The following is a 19,116-nucleotide window of genomic DNA, read 5'->3' as shown; positions in this document are numbered from 1 at the left end:
GTCTGGTACTTACGTCTGCTGCTCAAGCCTGTTCCTCACGCCGGTGACTTGCGCGGATTCCTCGGCCGTCTTGGGGCCACCCGCTCCGCTGTCGGCGGTGGCCGAAGAGGAGGCGGGCCCCGGGTCCAGGGCGTCGCGGACGGCGGTCAGGATGTCCTCGGTGTCGGCGCCCAGCGCTCGGGCGGCGGAGGTGAAGTCCCGGGCCAGAGTGGTGAGTTGGTCGGCATCGTGCGCGTGCGGCTCCGACGGGAGCGCCGCGACCCGGGTGCCCGCGCCACGGCGGGTGCGGATCAGCTCGGCGGCCTCCAGCTCGCGGTAGGCGCGGGCAACGGTGCCCGGCGCCAGACCGAGGTCGGCAGCGAGCTGGCGCACGGTCGGCAGGCGCTCGCCCTCGGCCAGCCGGCCGGTGCGAATCAGCGCGGCCAGCTGGGCGCGGATCTGCTCGTACGGCGCTACCTGGCTAGTGGTGTCGACGCGGACGGCGGGGTCACTCATCGTCGAAAGTCCCATCGTCGGCTGCCTCGTCATTGACCGCCCGGGGTGCCACCACGGTGATCAGGGACCATCCGAAGGTGAACAGGCTCAGCAGGCCCAGGGGGCAAGTCACCACGATGGTGGCGGCGCCCAGCGGGCCGGCGCAGGCATTCTCCGTGAGCGCGACGAAGATCATCAGAACGACGAGCAGGACCTGGCTCGACACCAGTAGTCCCCAGGCTCCGGTGATCGCCCACGCGCGGTTGCGGCGCTGCTGGTCGTCGCCCGGGCCGTGGGCGATACGGCGCAGGGCCCAGACGCAGGCGGGGGTTCCGACCGCGAGGGCGGCGAACATCGGGCCACCGTAGTACAGGCCCGGCCAGGGGCCGAGGGAAGCGGGCATCCCTTCGCAGGTGACAATGATGACGCGCCCCGCGGGGTCGGACGAGGCCGTGACCGCACCGATCACCAGCAGAGTGGCGAGGGAGGCCGCCTGGAGAAGAAGCAGGGGCGCCATACGGGGCGGCACGTGGGCTCGGACCAGGCGCGGGGCGAGGCTCGCGGTGCGTACGGCTTCCTGGGGACGCAGGGTCAGGGCGTCGCCGAGCAGGACACCGCCCACCGCGCACAGGCCGAAAGCGGTGATGGCGAACACGAAGGGCATCGCGATGTCGCCGCTGTCCATCGTGACCAACTGCTGTGCGGCCACGATGCCGATGGCCAGACCGGACCAGCGGGCGTAGTGGTCGGCGTGCTCGAGGAACCGGGACTGGAGCGGGACGGTGTCGAGCATATGGAGATCCCCCAGATCATCATGTATCAAGCGGTGGGTACAAGATGCCCTGGTCGGGATCTTGTGTCAAATGCTCGATACAAGGCGATGTAAAGGGAGACACCTTCTGGCACAAGAGGTTGCCTCCGGCGCAACGCCCTCCGGGCTCAGGGGTGCCCCCTGAGCCGGGTGTGCTGATCCACGTTGTGTGCATGACCGCTTCCCGCGCGTCGTACCAGATCGCCTGAGACCAGAGGCGAATCGGACCAGACCACTTAAGGCGCAGGCCATGTCGACGGAGACGGGACACAAGGACACCGCTGCCCACGCCCGCAAGCTCGCTGACCTGTCGCAGCGAAAGTTGAGTGTTCTCATCGAACATTGAGTGGTGCCGCCATCAAGAGGACACCGTCAAGGCCAGCGAGGCGACGGCGGTGGCGAAGTAGAAACCGGGGAACGTGAGGTTGTAGAGCACGCGGGCGCGCAGATGGAAGGCGAGCGCGCCCAGATAGAGCAGGGCGAGACCGCCGGCCGCAGCGACGGCGAGGGGGCGCAGTGCGGCGTCGACGAGGCCGAGGAGGGGGCCCGCTGCGCCAGCCAGCTTGAGGGCGGCCAGCCGGCGCAGCCAGGATCGGGGGACACCCGCCTCCGCCGAGTTGGCCAGCACGAAGCGCGCCCCGGCGAGGTCGGCGGCGGCGATACCGGCGTTGATGGCGACGGTGAGCAGGGTGACAACGAGAAGAGCGAGCTGGGTACCGGTCATGCCTTCAGGATCCGCGGGCACTGCGGCACCTTCCAATACCTGCTTCTATAACCTGGCGGCATGGATGTGGACACGCGCCTGCTTCGGTACTTCGCCGCAGTGGCGGATGAGGGCAGCCTGACCGCGGCAGCGAAGAGGCTGTTCGTCTCGCAGCCTGCGCTGACCAAGCAGATCCGGCGCCTGGAGGAAGAGATCGGAGTACGGCTCTTCGCACGTTCGCGGTCGGGGATGGCGCTGACCGAGGCTGGTCGTGAGCTCGCCTCGCGGGTGTCCGCACTGCTGGACAGCTGGGATCAGGCGGTGCAGGCAACGGGCCAAGCGGCGCGGGTGCTGCGCCTGGGCTTCCTGGACGCGGGCGCAGTGGGTGCCGTCCCCGAGGTCATCGCCGCGTTCCGCAAGGCGCAGCCGGAGTGGCGGGTGGAACTGCGGCAGTTCGACTGGTCGGACCCGGGTGCCGACCTGGCCCGGGGTGAGGTGGATGCAGCAGTGGTGCGTTTGCCGTTTCCGGGGCAGGAGAGGTTGACGGTGCGGGAATTGTTTATTGAGGACCGTGGGGTGCTGCTACCGGCTCGGCATCCGCTGGCGAACAGCGAGACGGTGGAGTTCTGGGAGCTGTGGGACGAGCTGTTCGTCGCGTCCGGAGCCGAGACCGGAACCTGGAGGGATCACTGGCTGGCGGTGGAGGAGCGAGACGGGCACCCCGTCCGGGTAGGCGCCGTCACCAGCCGTCCCGACGAGTGGCTCGGAGCGGTGGCTGGCGGCTGCGTGGCGCTGGCCCCGGCGTCGGCGGTCCGTTTCTACTCCCACCCGGACGTGGTGTTCCGTCCAGTCCGCGGGGTCTCACCGAGCCGGGTTGGGCTGGTCCAGCCTCGGGGACGGACGCACGAGGCGGCGCTGGATGAGCTGCTGGAGGCCATCGTGCGGCGGCTGAGCCGGAGTTGACGACGGCGGTCGGCAGACCGCCGGGGCTACCCGGCCGTATCGGCACTACTGCCGACGGCGGCCGCGTTGAACGGCTCGCCCACCACGAGGTCACCCACCCGCGGCGACCGCCTCGGCTGGGTGCGCACAGGCCATGACCGCCGACCGCACCGACCTGATGGCACTCAATGTTCCTGGAGGACGAGGAACCCCACGGTCTGGCCCTGTGCAGTGATGGTGAAGTGGGGATTTGCCCTGCGGCGGCGATGAGACAGGGGCGCGAAGCCTGTCCTGCCGCATTGGATTGGCCTTCGGTTGCGGCAGCAGTGATCAGCGCCTGGGTGAGTCGGAGAGCACGCCCTTGTAGGGCTTCGTCAGGGCCAGTGGCTGACGTTCGTTCTGCGTGGCCGGGGCCTCGGCATGCGGCCGGGCGAGCCGCGAGGGCACGGGTACGGGTACGGGTTCGAGGACGGCAAGGCGCCAGTCGGGGATGTCGACGAGCTTGATCCCGTACCCGCCACGGCACCAACCCCCCGTAGAGCTCCTTCGTCTCCGGGATCATTCCAGGACCTGCGTGCTGCGGCGACGCGGGACGGCTAGTTCTCGGAGTTCGGACCGCTGCCGTTCTTGACGAGCCGGCCGCCGTCCTCCGCGAGCTCTTGCAGCAGCTGCTCCGCGAACGTCACGCGAGGCTGTGGGGGAGGGCTTGGTTTTCGCTCGGAGACCGGAGTTTCCTGCGCCCGGTTGGACGGGGGTTGCGGAGCGGCGGCCTGGGGCTTCTGTAGGCGCGAACTGCGGGGAGGATACCTGCCGTGCGCCCCCGCCCCCTGACGCCAACGTACAGCGTGGCGGTCATCCCGCCTCCGAGGTCCGCGTCAGGGGTAAGCCGGCCCGGAGGATGAACGCTGAGGCCCCGTCGTGACGTACCTGACGGGGCCTCAGTGAGAACTACTCGAGGGCTACTTCGAAGGCCACCGAGCGAGCCCATTCGGCGTGGTCACCGATGAGGGGACCATGCGATTCACCCTTCACTACCCTTGTCTCCCCGGATGCCGTTGTCACAACTGCGCGGGCAAAAATTACCGGAAAGATTTCTGCTGTGATGCCATTGGGGCCTCCAAGAGGAAATGGCATCATTTGACTGAAAACGGCTTCTCCGAATTCTGCGAGCCAATCGAGATCCGCAGATACGTTGATCCAACCGTCCCTATTCGTGATGCGGACGTCGGATGCGCCGCACAGCACTGCCTCCGTGGCGATCAACATCGCCGTCTCCGCGGCGTTGTATGACCCGCTGCGGAAGTAGCGATGCTGGTTCCTCCGTACGTATTCATGGAGCCCGACGGAGGTGATATCTTCAGGGTGAAACAATGATACCTCCGCTGGATTTGAGCTGGTTGAAAAGGTCGAAAGCCGAGGTTGGAATGTGAAACTCCTCCCCTTCGAAGGTTGGCGATTTCGGTCCACTCGGGATGCTGCGGCTGACCGCACCGGCCTCGCGGAGCCTGGCCATTGCGCCATCGGAGATAGAAATCTTTATCACCCCTCCGGCGCCATTTCTGACGGCGAAGTGCGTCGCGTCCTCTGCGTGTGTAGCGATAAAGAATCCGCCCGGGCCGTCGGTGTAATTAGCGGCCGCCTTGCTCGCGTCCAGACCGTTGTTCAGTATGTCGACCAGTGATCGCACATCTGAACCATGATAGAACGTCGTCAAAGCACAGTCGCTGTTATGTACCAGAATCGGTGTGGCATCAGCGACTACGTAGTACGTATGAAGGCCGTCGACGGTGAGGTTGTAGGTTCGTGCGTGCCTGTCGAAGGAGCGATTGGCCTGAACCCGCACAGCGTTTCCGTTGCTACTGAGGAGCGCTGTTCCTGGCGCGAGGGCGTGTGCCTCGACCCAGCGATGCTGTGACCGGCTCCAGAACGGGTGCTCGTAGGTGGCCGTGAGCTTCCGCGGGCCATCAGGGGTCGAAATGGTGAGTTCGTTGAAGTGTTTGTCGTCTTCGGTAACGATCCGGCGTGTGACCTTGCGGGGAGCGCTTTCGCCTGTTTCAGGGTCGGTTGCAAGCACCCTCTCGCCTGGTTCGACGTTCTCGATGTTGCGAGTGGAGGCATCGCCCATCAGGACTTTGGTGCCGGCAGGGAAGCACTGGGTGCATCCCTGGTCGAGGGCTCGTAGCGCTTCGTAGGCCCTGGAAAGGAGTTTGAGTTTGGATCCGAAGGTGGCGTCCCGGGCCAGTTGGGTGCAGGAGTCGAAGTCTCCGGTGTCCACGCACTCCTGGAGCATGCCGATACCGATGAGGTCCTTCTCGAATTTCCAGATCTTTTTAAGACCGGGCTCGAGTTTTGTTCCCGCGGCGAGGATGGTGCAATAGCCCTCGTTGCGTATGCACCAGCTGGGGAAGTTATGGGCGGCGTCGCACCCCATGACTCCGCACATGTACTGCTCCCGGGCGATCTTCCCGGGATCCTTGGCGTCCTTCTTCTTGGCTTCCGCTTCGGCCTTGCGCTGAGCCTCGGCCTCGGCCTTGAACTTGTCGACAGCAATGTCGAAGGCGTCGCTGGCCGCCTTGCGGGCGGCGGTGGCGTCCTTGCCTGCCGCGGTGGCGGAGGTACGGGCGCGGCGGGCTTCGGCCCAGGCGGTGTTGGCGGAGACGTGCGCCAGCTGCGTGGAGGCCGCGGCATCAGCTGCGGAAGTCGCGGCGTTGGACGCCGCGTGGTTGGCGTCGGCCTCGGCCTTGCGGGCGGTCTTGGCGGACTCCGCAGCGCGCGCGGCGGAGGTTTCGGCTTCCTTGGCGGACTTCGCCGCGTCGGCGGCGGAGTTCTTTGCCACCTCGGCTGACTTCTGTGCCTGCTGCGCGTACTTCTTGGCTTCGTCCTCCTTCTTGCGCGCGAAGGCGGCGACCTGGTGGGCCTCGGCGGCGTTCTGCTGTGCCGTGGCCGCCATACGTGCGGCTTCGGCGATGAGCTGTTGGGTGCGGGCCTTGTGGGTGGCGGCCAGCAGATCCTTGCGCTGGGCCGTGTACTGCCCGGATTCGATGAAGGAGTGCAGCAGCTGTGGCGGGCTTTCCAGAGCAACGCGGCCCGCGGCCTTCATCTCGGGCCCACCGCTGTTGATCAGCTGCGCGGCACGGACGCGCTCGTCCTCCGTGCGAGCGGTGTCCTGCCCACCCGCCAGGAACTCGCAGTACTTCTCGACGGAACCGGAGTTCAGCGCGGCCCGGCCGGCCTCGCGCACTCCAGGCCCGCCGCGATCGATGACCTGTGCGATCTCGACACGGAAGTCCTCCGCACCAGCCTGATACTGACCAGTCGCCAGGAAGGCACTGACCTGCGCCGCATCACCCTTGAGAGCTTGCTCGGCAGCGGTACGCACCGACTCCAGCGGGCTCTCCCCGGCCAGCCGCCCCACATCAACGCGGTCGTCCTGCTGGGCAGCCTCCTTCCACCCGGCCCGGACGTACTCCGCGACATCGTCATCGGTGCCACCCAGAGTTGCCTCGGCGGCAGCCTGGCTCCACGGGCCACCGGACTTCAACGCCAGCAGGGCGACCTTACGGCCCTTACTCACGACGTCGTTGGGCTCGGTGCCCTCCTGGCTGGCTTCGGCGGCCAGGCGCTGGGCGTCGGTCTGGAACTTCTTGAGATCCTCGGCCGCATGCGTCCGATCGGTTTGCAGTTGGTCGTTGTCCGCCTTGAGGTCCTTGGCTCGCTCGATCCCCTCGTTGGTACGAGTGAGGATTTCCGCGGCCTCGAACTCCCGCGCCAAGCCGTAGATGTCCTTCGCCTTGTCGACCGCCGCGCTCGCGGCATCGGCGTCCTCCTGCGCCGCCTCGGCCGCAGCGGTGGACTTGGCCGCCGCGTTCGCGGCTTCACCGGCGTGATCGGCAGCCGCGTCGGCGGCATCGGCGGCCGCGTTGGCGTGCTGGGCCGCCGACCTCGCGGCATCACGCGCCTGGCCCGCAGCAGTGGCGGCCTTGCGAGCAAGGGAGGTGGCAGCGTTGGCGGCACGGGTGGCCTCATCGGCATGACGACGGGTCGCCGCCGCCGCGCGCCGCGCCTCGGCAGCGCTCGCATCGGACTGACCGGCGTAATTGCTGGCCTCCTCTGCGGCGTTGGCGGCAGCCTGGGCGTTCGCACCGGCGGCCACGGCATCCTGGGCGGCATCCCCGGCAGCCGTCGCGGCCTTGTTCGCCTCATCGGCAGCGTCCGCACCTGCGCTGGCATTCTTGGCCGCAGTTCGCGCATCGGCAGCGGCCTTCCGTGCTGCAGCGGCATCGCTCGCCTTGGTCGCGGCAGCGGCAGCTGCACCACGAGCGCGGGAAGCGGCCTGGGACGCACCAGCCGCGGCAGACGCTGCCCGTGCGGCGGCGTTCGCTGCGATGCGCGCCGAATGCGTGGCCGCACGCGCCGCACCGATGGCCTCCTGAGCGGCGGACGCAGCCTCCGACGCTGCTGTTGCCGCACGCTGCGCCGCAGCAGCAGCCTTCCGTGAGTCGTCCTTGGACCCCTCGGCTTCCGTCGCCGCCTTCTTGGCCTCCTTTTTGGCCAATTCGGAAGCCGTCACGGCGTGTGCCGACGCCTTCTTGGCGGCTTCGGTCTCCGACTTCGCGCGTCGGCTCGCCTCACGAGCTTGGGCAGCTAACTCCGCTACGGAGGTCTGTTCTTCGTCACGCGCACGTGCCACGTACTGGCCGACTTCGAGGAATTCACGGATGTCGTCCGCGGTACCGTTGAGCGCGATCCGGCCGGCGGTACGGACCTCCGGACCACCAGAATTCAGAATCTGCGCGAGTTCGACCCGCTGATCCTCATCGCGCTTGGCGTACTGACCCTCGTCGAGGAATTTCCGGATGTCCTCAGCGGAACCGTTCAGCGCCGCACGTCCGGCCTCCCGAACACCGGGGCCGCCCTCATCGATGATCTGCGCAACACGGACGCGTTGATCTTCCGCGAGTGGGCCCTGCCAGCCACTCTGAAGGAACGTCGCCAGGTCGTCCGGGCCCGCACCGAGTGCGGTGCGCGCGGCCTCCTGCAGTGCCCGGCCGCCCACGTTCGCCTTCTGGGCGGCGGCCACACGGTTGTCCTGAAACGTTTGGCCGTCAACCACGGCGAAGAAGTGCAGGACGTCGTCGTCACTGCCGACCAACGCAGCTTCCGCTGCGGCCCTGACTCCCGGCCCCCCAGTTTTCCACCGCTCGACGATCCATGCCCGCTTGGCGGCACTCTGCCCCTCGGAAGGCTTGTCGGAGCCCGTGGTGCCGTCATCCGCCCACGCCGGCGCAGGTGCAAGAAGTCCCGCCAATAAGGCGCATAGCAGAGCCAGGTGTAACGCGCGTAACGCGCGGCACATCCGCCTCATTCTCCCTCTTGAATGCGTTCTCCGTTTCAAGGGATTACTCTTCCCGTAGGTCGGCAAACCTCATTGCCGAAAATCGAGCATCAGCGGGATGAGCATAGCCACGCCGAGACCCGGGAATCCGTAATATTCCGGCCAACAAGTAACAGGAACTGGCCCGCCGACGGAGATGCTCTATCCCTTCGCAGGGAATGCTGAATAGTTGGCAGGCTTCCCTCAAGTCCCCTGCTTCTGCTGAATGGTCAGGGGAAGGGAGTGGACCTTAGCACTCAAACTCACACCCAGAGCGCTTTAGTGACTCACGTCACATTGCGTGGATTATTCGCAAACAAGATCTGTCCGATTTCAGCTGTGGTTTCGTGATACCTTCCCGTCGCTTCTACGCTGTCATGACAACCACGGGGCTGTGAGTGTGCCGGCCCCCGGGAAGGAACTCTGGTGAGATCCCGTACCCGCAGCCTGTTACTTGCTGCCGGCCTGTTCAGCCTGCTCGGCGGCGTGATCGGCCTGCCGTTACTGCCCTCTGCCTCCGCCGCGCCAACTGGGGTGACCGCCGGTCAGGAACCACCCTCCGCGGTGGAGGAGTTCGACTACCCGGACGCGGCGAAGATCCTCGAAACCAAGAAGATCAAGCTCATCAAGGGCGACGGCCACCTCCTGCTCGCCGACTGCGGGAATTCGCCCCAGCAGGTCAAGGTCTGGACGCGCAGCGGCGACTTCTGCTTCCTGGCCAACGCCAAGCGTGGCTACGTCACCCTGGAAGTCGCCCAGGTGTGGGCGCTGGAGACCGCGAGCCATCCCATCAGCGCCGACCTCACTTCCCGCGGTAGGACCGAGACGGTCAACGTCTCCAAGTCTGGCCCGCAGAACGGCTATCAGAGCGTCGGTGAAGGCACCACCAGCGACCCGACCGTGCTCGTCGAACTCCGCGTCACCGGCTGACCCGCGGCTGACCCGCACCGAAAATTCTCCCGCGCATCGCGCATCCGCCCGCGGGGCTCCCGTCCTGATCAGGGTAGCGACCGGCTGGTCCGAGCAACCCCGACCACGGCGCTCCCGGCCCGTCCCGTTCCAAGGGCCACGCGTAACTGACGTCAAAGGAAAGAACATGTCTGGCATACGTCCGCGCCGAGCGTGGATGACGTTATCCATGGCTGCTGCGCTCGCAAGCAGCGCACTGATCACCGCACCGGCCCACGCCGTCTCGGGTGAGACAGCCACAGACGGCACCTACGCGTTCGCCGCGAAGCTCGACATCGAGCGCGACGGCGGCAAGCGCAGCTGCTCGGGTGCATTGATCGACAAGCAGTGGGTGCTCTCGGCCTCCCGGTGCTTCGCTGCCGACCCCGGCAAGGACTTCAGGATCGACGAGGGCGCTCCCAAGGGGAAGGCCACTGCGACGGTCGGCCGCACCGACTTGTCGGGTGCTGCCGGCAGTGTGACGGACATCGTCGAGCTGGTGCCCTACGCGGGACGCGACCTGGTGATGGCCCGGCTCGCCAAACCAGTGACCGGCGTGACCCCTGTGGGCGTCGGCACGACTCCGATCGCCCCGGGGGAGCAACTGAAGGTGGCGGGCTTCGGCCGCACCAAGACCGAGTGGGTTCCGGACAAACTCCACACCGCCCCCTTCACAGTAGACGCCGTCCAGGACGCGACGATCGGCATCACCGGCAAGGACGCGGCGGTGTGCCAGGGCGACACCGGCGGCCCGGCGCTACGCGACAGTGGCGGACGTGTCGAGCTGGTCGCCGTCAACGGCACATCCTGGCAAGGCGGTTGTCTGGGAACCGACGCGGCCGAGACGCGCACCGCCGCCGTGGATGTCCGGGTGGACGACCTGGCCGCCTGGGTGCAGCAGGTCCGCTACCGCCCGGTCTTCGCCGCCGCACCGTGGGAGAAGGCGACGCACATTGCGTCCGGGTATTTCACCGGCGGTTCGGCCGGCGGTACCCGGCACATGGACATGATCGTGCGCTGGAACGACGCGGAAGTGACCCTCTACCAGGGCTCCGACGACAAGGACCCGCGCCACCCCTTCTCCGCCGAATACCAGCTGGCCGAGCCACCGAAGCCGGGCAAGACAACCATCTGGCAGCACGCCAAGCAGATCACCGGCGCGAGTTTCGGCGGCGGCACGGATGGCCTGATCGTGCGCTGGGGCGATGGGGAGCTGACCCAGTACACCCACGTCGACGCCAAGGGCTTCCACGGCGAGAAGCAGCTCGCCAAGCCCAAGAACACCGTCTGGACCCACGCCCAACAGATCACCGCCGGCCGCTACTCGACCAATCAGCAGCGCGACGACATGCTCGTGACCTGGGACGACGGCCGCGTCACCCTCCACCCCGACCTGAACATCAACGGCGTGGTCGACAAGGCCCAGAAGCTGCTCGTCAACAAGAACACGACCTGGTCATACGCCACGCAGATCAGCGCCGGCGAGTTCACCGGGAAGCGGACCGCGGACCTGCTGGTGCGGTGGTCGGACGGCGAGGCCACGCTCTATCCGGGTGTCGATGCCGCCGGCTTCCACGGGGAGATCAACGTACGGCCGAAGAAGTCGGCCTGGATCAACGCCACCGTGGTGAACGCCGGTGCCTTCGTCGCCAACGAGCGGCCCAATGACGTCATCATCCGGTGGGCCAACGGAACGGTCGGTCTCTACCCGGCCGTGGACGCCACAGGAACACCTGACGAGATCAAGATCGCCGAATAAGTCGCCGCCGCGTGGTGCGACCGGACGGCCAATCTCCCGCCCGGGGCGCGCCACGCGGCACCGACGAGACCTCTCGATCGGCTGGCCTCGCCGATCCCGCCGCGTCACATCGACACCGCATCGGAAAGCTCCGTGAAACGCATACCGTGGCTGTGCACCGCCGCTTTGGCGCTATGCACGGCTCTCTCCGTCACCGCACCGCCGGCCGCCCGGCCCCATGGGGGTCCGGGCACCGGTACGGGAACGGCAATCCTGAGCCCTCACCCGCCTCTTACCAGCACCGGGCACGACCGTGGGCACGACGTGACCGACGGACAGATGGCCAAGGCGCGTGCAGCACAGCAGTACTGGACCCCCGAACGCATCCGCGCCGCCATTCCGGCGGACGCCGCGTCGACCCGCACGACGGACGGGCGAACTCACCCGGACACGGAGCAGCGGCACAAACGGTCACTGGCGAACGAGCCGACCCGCCAGATACCGGAAGGCATCGCCACGGTAGGCGTGTTCTTGATCCGCAGCACCGACGGCTCACCTACACCGGACCAGTTCTGCACCGCCAGTGCAGTGGCCTCGCCGGCGAAGAACCTGGTCATCACCGCAGCCCACTGCCTCAAGGGCGACCAACGCCATCAAGACTTCGCCTTCGTTCCCGGCTACCGCCCCGGCGCATCGACAGCGGGGCAGACAGGGGAGACCCCCTACGGCGTCTTCCCTGCCCAAGCGGGCAAGGTCTGGATCGACGTCCGCTACCGCGCCGCACATCCTGACGACGACGTCGACTTCGCCTTCCTACGGGTGGGCCCCAACACATCCGGTCAGCTCCTGGAGGACGCCGTCGGTCGGGGCAACGAACTCACCTCCGTCCCCACGGCGAAGCTCGCACGCAAGAACGTGACGCTCCTCGGCTATCCCGGTGGCCAGAAGACTCCGCTGCAGTGCACCAACGACACCACCGCCTTCCAAGGCCGCTTCATGGAGATCGCCTGCGACGGCTTCCGCTCCGGCGTCAGCGGCGGCCCCTTCCTGGAGAACTTCGACGGCCGCCGCGGTGATCTCACCGGCGTCATCGGCGGCTACAAGACCGGCGGCGTGTTCGACCACACCAGCTACACCTCACAGTTCGACGAGGACGTCTTCCGCCTCTACCGGCAAGCAGCCACAGACGCCCCGCCGGACCTGGACCCGGAAACGAGCACCGGAACTTCCATGGGCAGCGCCGACACCTGGACCCACGCTCGGGCCATGACCACCGGCCGCTTCCACACCGCCTCCGTACGCAACAACGTCAGCGACCTCATCGTGCGCTGGTCCGACGGCGAACTCTCCCTCTACCCCGGCACCGGCGCATACGGCTTCGACAAGGACGTCCAGCTCGTCAAGGACAAGGAGTGGCAGCAAGCCGAGGCCATCACCGCCGGTGACTTCACCGAAGGCGCGAACGACGACCTCCTGGTCCGCTGGACCGACGGCAGAGTGACGCTCTACAAGGACGTCGACGAACACACCAAGCTCACGAACAAGGTGGAACTCAAGGGCCCCAACGACACATGGACCCAGGCGAACACCGTCGCCGCCGGACGCTTCGGCGGAGCAAATGCACGTCGTGACGACCTGGTGGTCACCTGGACCGATGGAGAAGTGACCCTCTACACCAACGTCGACGCCGAGGGCCTGCATGCCGAGAAGCAGCTCGTCAAGCCGCCCGACACCACCTGGCCGCATGCCCGGAACGTCTCCGCCGGCGACTTCCGCCCCGACACCGGAGACCAGGACCTCTTCGTCCGCTGGAGCGACGGCGAAGTCACCGCGTACGAGAACATCGCCGCCGAGACCTTCAAGCGCGAACACCGGCTACGGCCGGCCAAGTCCCCATGGCGCGAAGCCCTGCTAGCCACAGTCGGCACCTTCGGCGGCCCCGCCCGCCAGAACGACGTCATCGCCCTCTGGCCCGGAGGGAAGCTGACCCTCCACCCCGAGACCACCAGCGCGTCCCTGCCCGCAGAACGCGTCTTGGTCCCGCAGTGATCCCGCGCGGCCGCTGACGCTACGACCTCCCTCGGTTGGGCGGCGGTGGGGCCCTGACGCGTCCGAGTGCCGAGCGCCTCGTGTGGTTCTCGCAGGGCGAAGACGGCAGACGGAGTTCCTTGCCCGGTTCCTCATGACGCATCATGTGGAGTGTGTGGTGGTGCTGGAGAAGGCGGCTAAGGGCGTCTGACCTGCGGTTTTGTGCGTGCGCATGATGTGCGGTGTGGGCGTTATGGGCGATATCTTGACGCTGGAATGGCGCTCGTGACGCTCAAATGACGCTCGTTCTGACGGTGCGTCAGTCTCTATGCGTCGCTGGTCAGATGGTCTGCTGTCAGTGCGGGTGGGATAGGTTGCCGGGAATCTCGTGGTGTCAAGCGGTCTTGCTTGACCACACGTGTGGAAACGTGTGGAGAGCCAGCAGGTTCTTCGTCTGCTGGTGGTACAGCATTCATGGCGTTGTGACCAGGGGAATGAAGATCGTACTCACTTTGACTGGGGTCTTGGCCCGGGTATGGTCCGGATCTTGGTCTTGATCGGTTGGGCGGGCGTAACTCGCGGAGAAGTGCTTCTCTTCAGGCGCTCATGGGAGAGCGAAGGCCAGCTCGCGGTTGCGGCGAGCCCGGATTGGCGGCGTGGCGGTCGCCTGGGGGCGAGGGGATCGCATTCGCCGTCCTTGGGCGCGGGCAGTGATCCGTGCGGGTTCTGGGTGAGTCCGAGAACGGCAGTGTGGCGTCGTGCCTGGGTAAGGGCGACGTACAGGGAACGATGCTCTTCGCCTTCGAGGACGAGGCTGCTGTACATCGGGTGTGGGGAGCAGATGGCTGCGCCTGCCTGGCATGCAGGCCGAGATGGGAGCAGTCCCGCGGGTGCGGGGATGCTCCCGCGCAGAAGGCCCGCCGGACTGCCAGGCTCGGCTGCTTCTCGCGCCCGCGGGGATGGCCCCCGAAACGGCGTTCAGGATGAGTCTGGGGCTGTGCGTTCTCTACAGCGTGGTCACGGTCCTGAGGCGGAGGGGTTGAGGTAATGGCGAGATATACGGTGGCTCCGCACGGTCACGCGGCGCTGCGCGTCGAGGTGGAAGCGGAGTCCGTGCAGGAGGCCAACCGCCTGGCGGTCGCGAAGGCGCCGAAGGCGAAGTATGTGCAGAGCCGGACGCCGGTGACGACGAGCAGGCTGGAGGGGCCGAAGTGAGCGAGATCAGGCGCGACGAGTGGGTTGGGATGACCAAGTCGGCCAGGAGGTACGAGCCGTTCTGGGAGAGCGTCCGGGAGGCGGAGGCGCAGGGTCGTCCGATGATGCACGTCGTTAAGGCCAGCAAGTTCATCATGCAGGCGTCCACGGACATCGAGCTGGCCAAGCTGTTCGCGGAACACCAGGTCTTCGACCAGGATGAGGTCGGCGAGTTCGACTGGGTGCCGGACGAGTTCGAGGTGCTGCATCTTCGGTTCAAGAACACGCGGACCGGGGAGTGGGAGTCCACCATCCAGTCCATCTCGACGGTGCCGGCGCTGCCGGAGGCGCCGAAGTGAGTGAGCCGCAGGTCGATTGCGTGCGCTGGAGAGCGGCCTGCTGCGGCGGGCTCTTTTAGAGGTATGTGGTCCCGTGCTGCTTGGGGGTGACCGTGGCACGGCGGAAGCCGTGGGAGGTCAGTGACGAGCTGTGGGCGGTGATCGAGCCGTTGCTGCCGAAGCATGAACGACGGTTCCGGCACCCGGGGCGCAAGCGGATCGATGACCGCAAGACGCTGCAGGGAAGAACTCCAACGCGTGCTGCTGGACCGGCTGCGGGTGGTGGACCGCCTGGACTCCTCCTGCGTCCCCGTTGAGGCGTGCAGGCCAAGCGGGGCGAAGCAGCCCCAAGAGTCGGTCCGAGCCTGGTTGACCGTGGACGGCTGGGCTCGGAGCACCATGTGCTGACCGACGCGCACGGCACCCCGCTGCGGGTGTAGTTGACGGCCGGGCACCGAAACGACATCACGCAGCTCCTGCCGTTGGTCGACGGCCTGCCGCCGGTGCGGGGCAAGCGGGGCCGGCCCCGGCGCAAGCCCCGCACCTTGTGCGGCCGAGACGAGCAAGGGGGATCTCGACCTCGCTGGTGAGCGGTGACGGCGGTCGGGGATCCTCTGGGAAATCGGCACCACTCTCGGCGCCCTCGGTGCAACCGGGGAGGCTCTAGCGTCGCCCCGGACAGGCCACACCACCATCGTCGACATTCGCATCGACCTGGTGGAGTTACCACGTTGGGTGCCCGGCGAAACTCGTCTCGCCGGACCGACGGGGACAAGCCGATCTACACAGCGCGTGGACCGGGAAAGAGCCTGACAGGCCCTCGGCGGCATCCACACCGCGGCGGTGAATCTGCAGCGGCCGTAGGGTGCCCGGCGGCCGTCCATGCCTCAGCCCTCGAGGAGATCACCCTGGGGGAGGATTCCCGGCATGTAGCCCCTGGCGGGGGACAGATCCCGCCAGTCGAGGTCCCCCTCCTCCACGGTCACCACTCGCCAATCGTCCTCCTCGTTCATGCTGCGGAACGCCTCGTGCAGGAAGTCGGGGAGCACCTCGCTGTCCCGACGGCCCGGGCGGCGCCGGTCCTCAGGAACCGTCCAGTCTGCCGCGAAAAGAGTGCCGTCAATGTAGAGCGTGCGCTCCTGGCGAGGCCGGTGGCGGGCGAGCAGGCCCAGGACGTCGTCGCGAAGGCCCGCGATTTCGTTGCGTCGAGCCGCCCGCTCCACACGCTGCAGCACCGGTGCCAAGACCCCGAGCGTCACGCCGAGTGCCGCGAAGCCAGCCACGACGTAGTCGCCCAGAATGAGTGGTTCCTGATGGGCGAAGGCGTCCAGGAACGGCGTGTAGTAGGCCAGCACATGTAGGTCCGGGTCGACGGGAAGGTCTACGGCGCGAGGGTCGGCCGTGTCCGGGTCGATCGCCGACAGACGCATGGGGCTATGGGGGGAGGAGAAGTGCACCGCGCTCGCGTATGCGATCTTCGGCACTTCGCCCTTGATGGTCTTGACTGTCCTCTTCTGTTCCTCCATGGCTTCGCGCAGCTCCTTTGTCAGTGGGCCTGAGCGGCCCTTGGCTTCCGCGACGACATAACCGCCGACGGTCCGCTCTCCGAAGAAGTCCGCCCGGCTCCGGCCGGGGGCGAAGGCGAGATTGTAGGCGGAGGCGTAGCGGGCGACGTGCATGAAGAACCGGACGGATAGCTGCCTCTCGGCGAAGATCTGGCACATGGCCTGCCCCAGGGTGTAGGACAGCATGCCCTTCTCGGAGGGGTCGAGTTCGCGGGCGAGGTCGGTACGTGTGATGCGACGGACCGGATCATCGCTCCAGCTGAGATAGGCGGGCAGGACCGCCACCCTGTGGCACCACTCGTACGTCGATGACCTCCCGTGCTTGGTTTGGTCGTACGGGGCCCTGCCCGTGATGAACAACGCGCGCGCCAAGTCTTGGGGCAGGACTGGCAGATCCTGCTCGACGGGGACGCCGGTGCTGTTCGGGAAGAGCGTGGCATGGGTGCGCACGTGCGCGGGGCCATTGAAGAACATCGTCGCCGCTTTCCGGGTTCAGGGCCGTCATACACAGACCGTGAGGATCGTCGTACCGGCATCTCTCTATCACCCCGGTCCGCAGTCCGCCCCGGCATTAGCGGAGACGGAAGCGATCCCCCGGGAACCCTGGCTTGCCGCATGGCTCCGGCCACGCCAGGCGCCTGTGTCCGCGTGCCGCCCTGATGGCGACGGGCGCGTCGGACCGCGTCGGCCATCAGTCACCGAAGCGACCCACGACAGCCGTATGTTGCTGGAAAGTGAGAGTCGGCGTGAGCCACCACATCATCCGGATCTGTGAGCGACCAGGCGTCCCCGTCCTCGCCGACCGCGCCTATACCGGCCCCGGCCCCCCACGTCGCTGCCGGCCTCAAACGACCACCCGGGGGCGAACTCACCCGACGTTGCGCTACCGCGGTCCTCCAGCGAAGACGGCGGTGTCCGAGTCCCGATCCGGGAACCGGAGGCCAGTTGTAGGCTCCCGCCATGCCGATCTTTGAATACCGGGGCGAAGCCGCGAACTTGAAGGTGCTAGCACGGGAAATAGAGGCGGATCAGCACCTCGCCGGAACGTGCTCCCTCGCACTCACGCCCCTGCAGCAGACCAGGCGCGACTCCTTACGCCCCGCCCACTGGGCGGAGATCTCCATCTCCGTCGCCGACTGGCCACGAACAGCCTGTATGACGCCTTGAAGGCACTGGTCGAGCGGGCGCGTGACCGGGGGCCCGTGGAGGAGGCGCCTCCTCGACCGGAAGACGACGGCAAGGGTGCGGTCGGCTCGGAAGGGTGAACCGGTGACCGTCCACTCTCCACGTCTACGGAACTCGAGCGGCGCCGAGTTGAATCTGTGCAGCCAGATCCTCTTCCAGGATCAGACCTGCACGCGCACCAGCGATCTTGTGACGGTGGTCGGCTCCTGGCACAAGACCTACGTCCACGAGAGCAGCCACTGGGCGCGATATCACGGGTCCACTGTCGGCATTCTTCTGAGCTTGCTGCGGCGCACGAGGGACCAGTTGGCCGCGTACACGATCTCTCACCTGCCACGGCAAGACGTGGAGCATCTCCACGAGGACCGGAGCAGCGGACTCCCCTTTTTTCTCCTTCGAGCGCTATCCCAAGCACGCCCAAGGCGAACTGAAATACAGCGAACTGGATTGGCTCCACCTCCACTTCGCCTACTACCTCCTCTTGGACCCGGAGGGTCTGACGGAGTTCGACACCGCCACCTGGGACATCCGGGCGGCAATGGAGCACTCCCTCGAAGACATGTGGCGCCAGAGTTCGGGCACCGAGATGGTCGAGTGTTCGATGACGTACGCGTCGGCATCGACGGGCCCCTGAAGCTCGTGCACACCTTCGAGGCCCGCTCACCACTCACGTCATCTTCGAGTGCGCGGCGGTGCTCGACGAACTCTTCCAGTTCGAGGGCGCCTTCATACGGAAAGCTGACCCGGCGCTGCGCGAGTTCCTGCTCGAGGTGCTGAACGGCGAATACGGGATTCCGTCTCGCCTGGCACGTGCCCTCGCAGGGCGCACCCTCGGCGGAAGTACCGTCCTGGCGCTCATCGACTTCGCACTGAACCCTGTGGTCCCGGGCTTGAACTCCGACGACCCGTCCGTCGACTGGAAAGAGCTCTACCCTCCCTACCGGTTCGTGACGGCAGCCAAGGCGATGACGGGCTGGGAGACGGACCTAGAGTTCCAGTATCCGAGCCACGAGGCGACGGTTCACTTTCAGCACATGCTGTCCAAGCGCAGTGGGTCCGGGTGGGAAGCGTGGCTTCCCGTCTGTCCGACCTCTCGCCCCTCCGGGAAGCCGCCACGACCCCCATGCACCTGTCCGCGCGTACGCCTGCCATGTCCCTCATGTGCGCTTCACGTCTGCTTGCCCTGCGGGAAAGAGACGTCCGTTCGATCTCGCACTACGGCGTCAATTTCCTGGGCGAGAGAGCGACCAGGTTCATCAAGCCCGACCGGGACATGCAGTGGCTGTTCCCGGTGTTCCAGGTGAGTCAGGGTGAGTACCGGTGGCCGGCGGAGCACGTGGGCCTCGATGAGGCGACGGACTTACTGATAGGTGCCGCCGTGGCGTCGGCGTACGACGACATCCTGCACGGCGTCGGCCCTCTCGCCCACGACCACCTTCCCCGCAGCCTCTTCGATCACGTCGGACAGGTCGAAGCGCTGAACCAGGTCCTCAAGGACTCGACGGGACTGGACGTGGGCTGGCATCGGACCTGATGCGGACCCATTCACCGCTCCTGGCGCAACGCCTTCGCTGAGCACCGGTCACGCTGTGCGCCTCGCACATGGCCATCCCTCGCCCGATCCGTCGGCCTATGAGGTGATGGCCATATGGGTGCCATATCTCGAACATTCGGGAGTGAATTCAGATCGATGGGCGACCGAAACTGAATCAAATGCGACCGCTGTGCATTTAGAGAATTATGGTGACAAGATGCGGCCCCAGATCCTGAGGGGTGGCGGCATCTCATGGGGCTTGTGGCTTCCTTTGCCGTGTGT

General features: G+C 66.7%; 14 protein-coding genes and 2 pseudogenes. 10 read left to right on the top strand and 6 right to left on the bottom strand.

Features of this window, described 5'->3' with window-relative positions:
- Window positions 1-9: 9 nt before the first annotated feature.
- From ACZ7MX_RS33495 to ACZ7MX_RS33485, 3 genes are all read right to left on the bottom strand, one after another.
- A complete protein-coding gene (locus ACZ7MX_RS33495; RefSeq protein ID WP_472137665.1) occupies window positions 10-495 on the bottom strand; it encodes a GntR family transcriptional regulator in 486 nt (161 codons plus the stop codon).
- Window positions 488-1,267 (bottom strand): hypothetical protein, encoded by a 780-nt coding sequence (locus ACZ7MX_RS33490; RefSeq protein ID WP_472137663.1) that lies wholly within the window; start codon window positions 1,265-1,267, stop codon window positions 488-490. The genes ACZ7MX_RS33495 and ACZ7MX_RS33490 overlap by 8 nt, the downstream gene beginning before the upstream one ends.
- A 376-nt stretch (window positions 1,268-1,643) precedes the next feature.
- Window positions 1,644-2,009, bottom strand: a complete 366-nt coding sequence (locus ACZ7MX_RS33485) for a DoxX family protein (RefSeq protein WP_472137661.1) — start codon at window positions 2,007-2,009, stop codon at window positions 1,644-1,646.
- Window positions 2,010-2,069: 60 nt separating this feature from the next.
- On the opposite strand from ACZ7MX_RS33485, the gene ACZ7MX_RS33480 reads away from it, so the two are divergent.
- Window positions 2,070-2,951 (top strand): LysR family transcriptional regulator, encoded by an 882-nt coding sequence (locus ACZ7MX_RS33480; RefSeq protein WP_472137659.1) that lies wholly within the window; start codon window positions 2,070-2,072, stop codon window positions 2,949-2,951.
- A gap of 927 nt (window positions 2,952-3,878) precedes the next feature.
- Here the strand turns inward: ACZ7MX_RS33480 and ACZ7MX_RS33475 are convergent.
- Window positions 3,879-4,196, bottom strand: a complete 318-nt coding sequence (locus ACZ7MX_RS33475) for a hypothetical protein (RefSeq protein ID WP_472137657.1) — start codon at window positions 4,194-4,196, stop codon at window positions 3,879-3,881.
- Between the two features lie 91 nt (window positions 4,197-4,287).
- Window positions 4,288-8,286, bottom strand: coding sequence for a polymorphic toxin-type HINT domain-containing protein (locus tag ACZ7MX_RS33470; protein ID WP_472137655.1), 3,999 nt, complete (start codon window positions 8,284-8,286; stop codon window positions 4,288-4,290).
- A 444-nt stretch (window positions 8,287-8,730) separates the two neighbouring features.
- Here ACZ7MX_RS33470 and ACZ7MX_RS33465 point away from each other — a divergent pair, with 444 nt between their 5' ends.
- From ACZ7MX_RS33465 to ACZ7MX_RS33440, 6 genes and pseudogenes are all read left to right on the top strand, one after another.
- Complete coding sequence (locus ACZ7MX_RS33465) at window positions 8,731-9,234, top strand: hypothetical protein (protein WP_472137653.1); 504 nt, start codon at window positions 8,731-8,733, stop codon at window positions 9,232-9,234.
- Between the two features lie 208 nt (window positions 9,235-9,442).
- Window positions 9,443-11,011: a S1 family peptidase gene (locus ACZ7MX_RS33460; protein WP_472137651.1), complete on the top strand. Its 1,569-nt coding sequence runs from the start codon at window positions 9,443-9,445 to the stop codon at window positions 11,009-11,011.
- Between the two features lie 303 nt (window positions 11,012-11,314).
- Window positions 11,315-13,039 (top strand): trypsin-like serine peptidase, encoded by a 1,725-nt coding sequence (locus ACZ7MX_RS33455; RefSeq protein ID WP_472137649.1) that lies wholly within the window; start codon window positions 11,315-11,317, stop codon window positions 13,037-13,039.
- A gap of 1,026 nt (window positions 13,040-14,065) precedes the next feature.
- Window positions 14,066-14,233, top strand: coding sequence for a hypothetical protein (locus ACZ7MX_RS33450; protein ID WP_472137647.1), 168 nt, complete (start codon window positions 14,066-14,068; stop codon window positions 14,231-14,233).
- Entirely contained in the window at window positions 14,230-14,571 is a 342-nt protein-coding gene (locus ACZ7MX_RS33445) for a hypothetical protein (protein WP_472137645.1), read from the top strand. Before ACZ7MX_RS33450 ends, ACZ7MX_RS33445 begins: the two co-directional genes overlap by 4 nt.
- A gap of 92 nt (window positions 14,572-14,663) precedes the next feature.
- Window positions 14,664-15,098: pseudogene (locus ACZ7MX_RS33440) on the top strand (transposase); the annotation flags it as partial.
- A 339-nt stretch (window positions 15,099-15,437) separates the two neighbouring features.
- On the opposite strand, the gene ACZ7MX_RS33435 reads toward ACZ7MX_RS33440, so the two are convergent.
- On the bottom strand, window positions 15,438-16,589 hold the full coding sequence (locus ACZ7MX_RS33435; RefSeq protein ID WP_472137643.1) for a hypothetical protein: 1,152 nt from the start codon (window positions 16,587-16,589) through the stop codon (window positions 15,438-15,440).
- Window positions 16,590-16,864: 275 nt separating this feature from the next.
- On the opposite strand from ACZ7MX_RS33435, the pseudogene ACZ7MX_RS33430 reads away from it, so the two are divergent.
- The 3 genes and pseudogenes from ACZ7MX_RS33430 to ACZ7MX_RS33420 form a co-directional block, all read left to right on the top strand.
- A pseudogene (locus tag ACZ7MX_RS33430) lies at window positions 16,865-16,988 on the top strand (IS5/IS1182 family transposase); the annotation flags it as partial.
- 793 nt (window positions 16,989-17,781) lie between these two features.
- Window positions 17,782-17,934 (top strand): hypothetical protein, encoded by a 153-nt coding sequence (locus ACZ7MX_RS33425; protein ID WP_472137642.1) that lies wholly within the window; start codon window positions 17,782-17,784, stop codon window positions 17,932-17,934.
- A 525-nt stretch (window positions 17,935-18,459) separates the two neighbouring features.
- On the top strand, window positions 18,460-18,834 hold the full coding sequence (locus tag ACZ7MX_RS33420; protein WP_472137640.1) for a hypothetical protein: 375 nt from the start codon (window positions 18,460-18,462) through the stop codon (window positions 18,832-18,834).
- The last annotated feature ends 282 nt before the right edge of the window (window positions 18,835-19,116 follow it).

The sequence above is a fragment of the Streptomyces sp. NPDC107765 genome, assembly GCF_055657085.1.
Note: the sequence above shows the minus strand (reverse complement) of the source record. Positions and strands in the feature narration are given on the sequence as shown.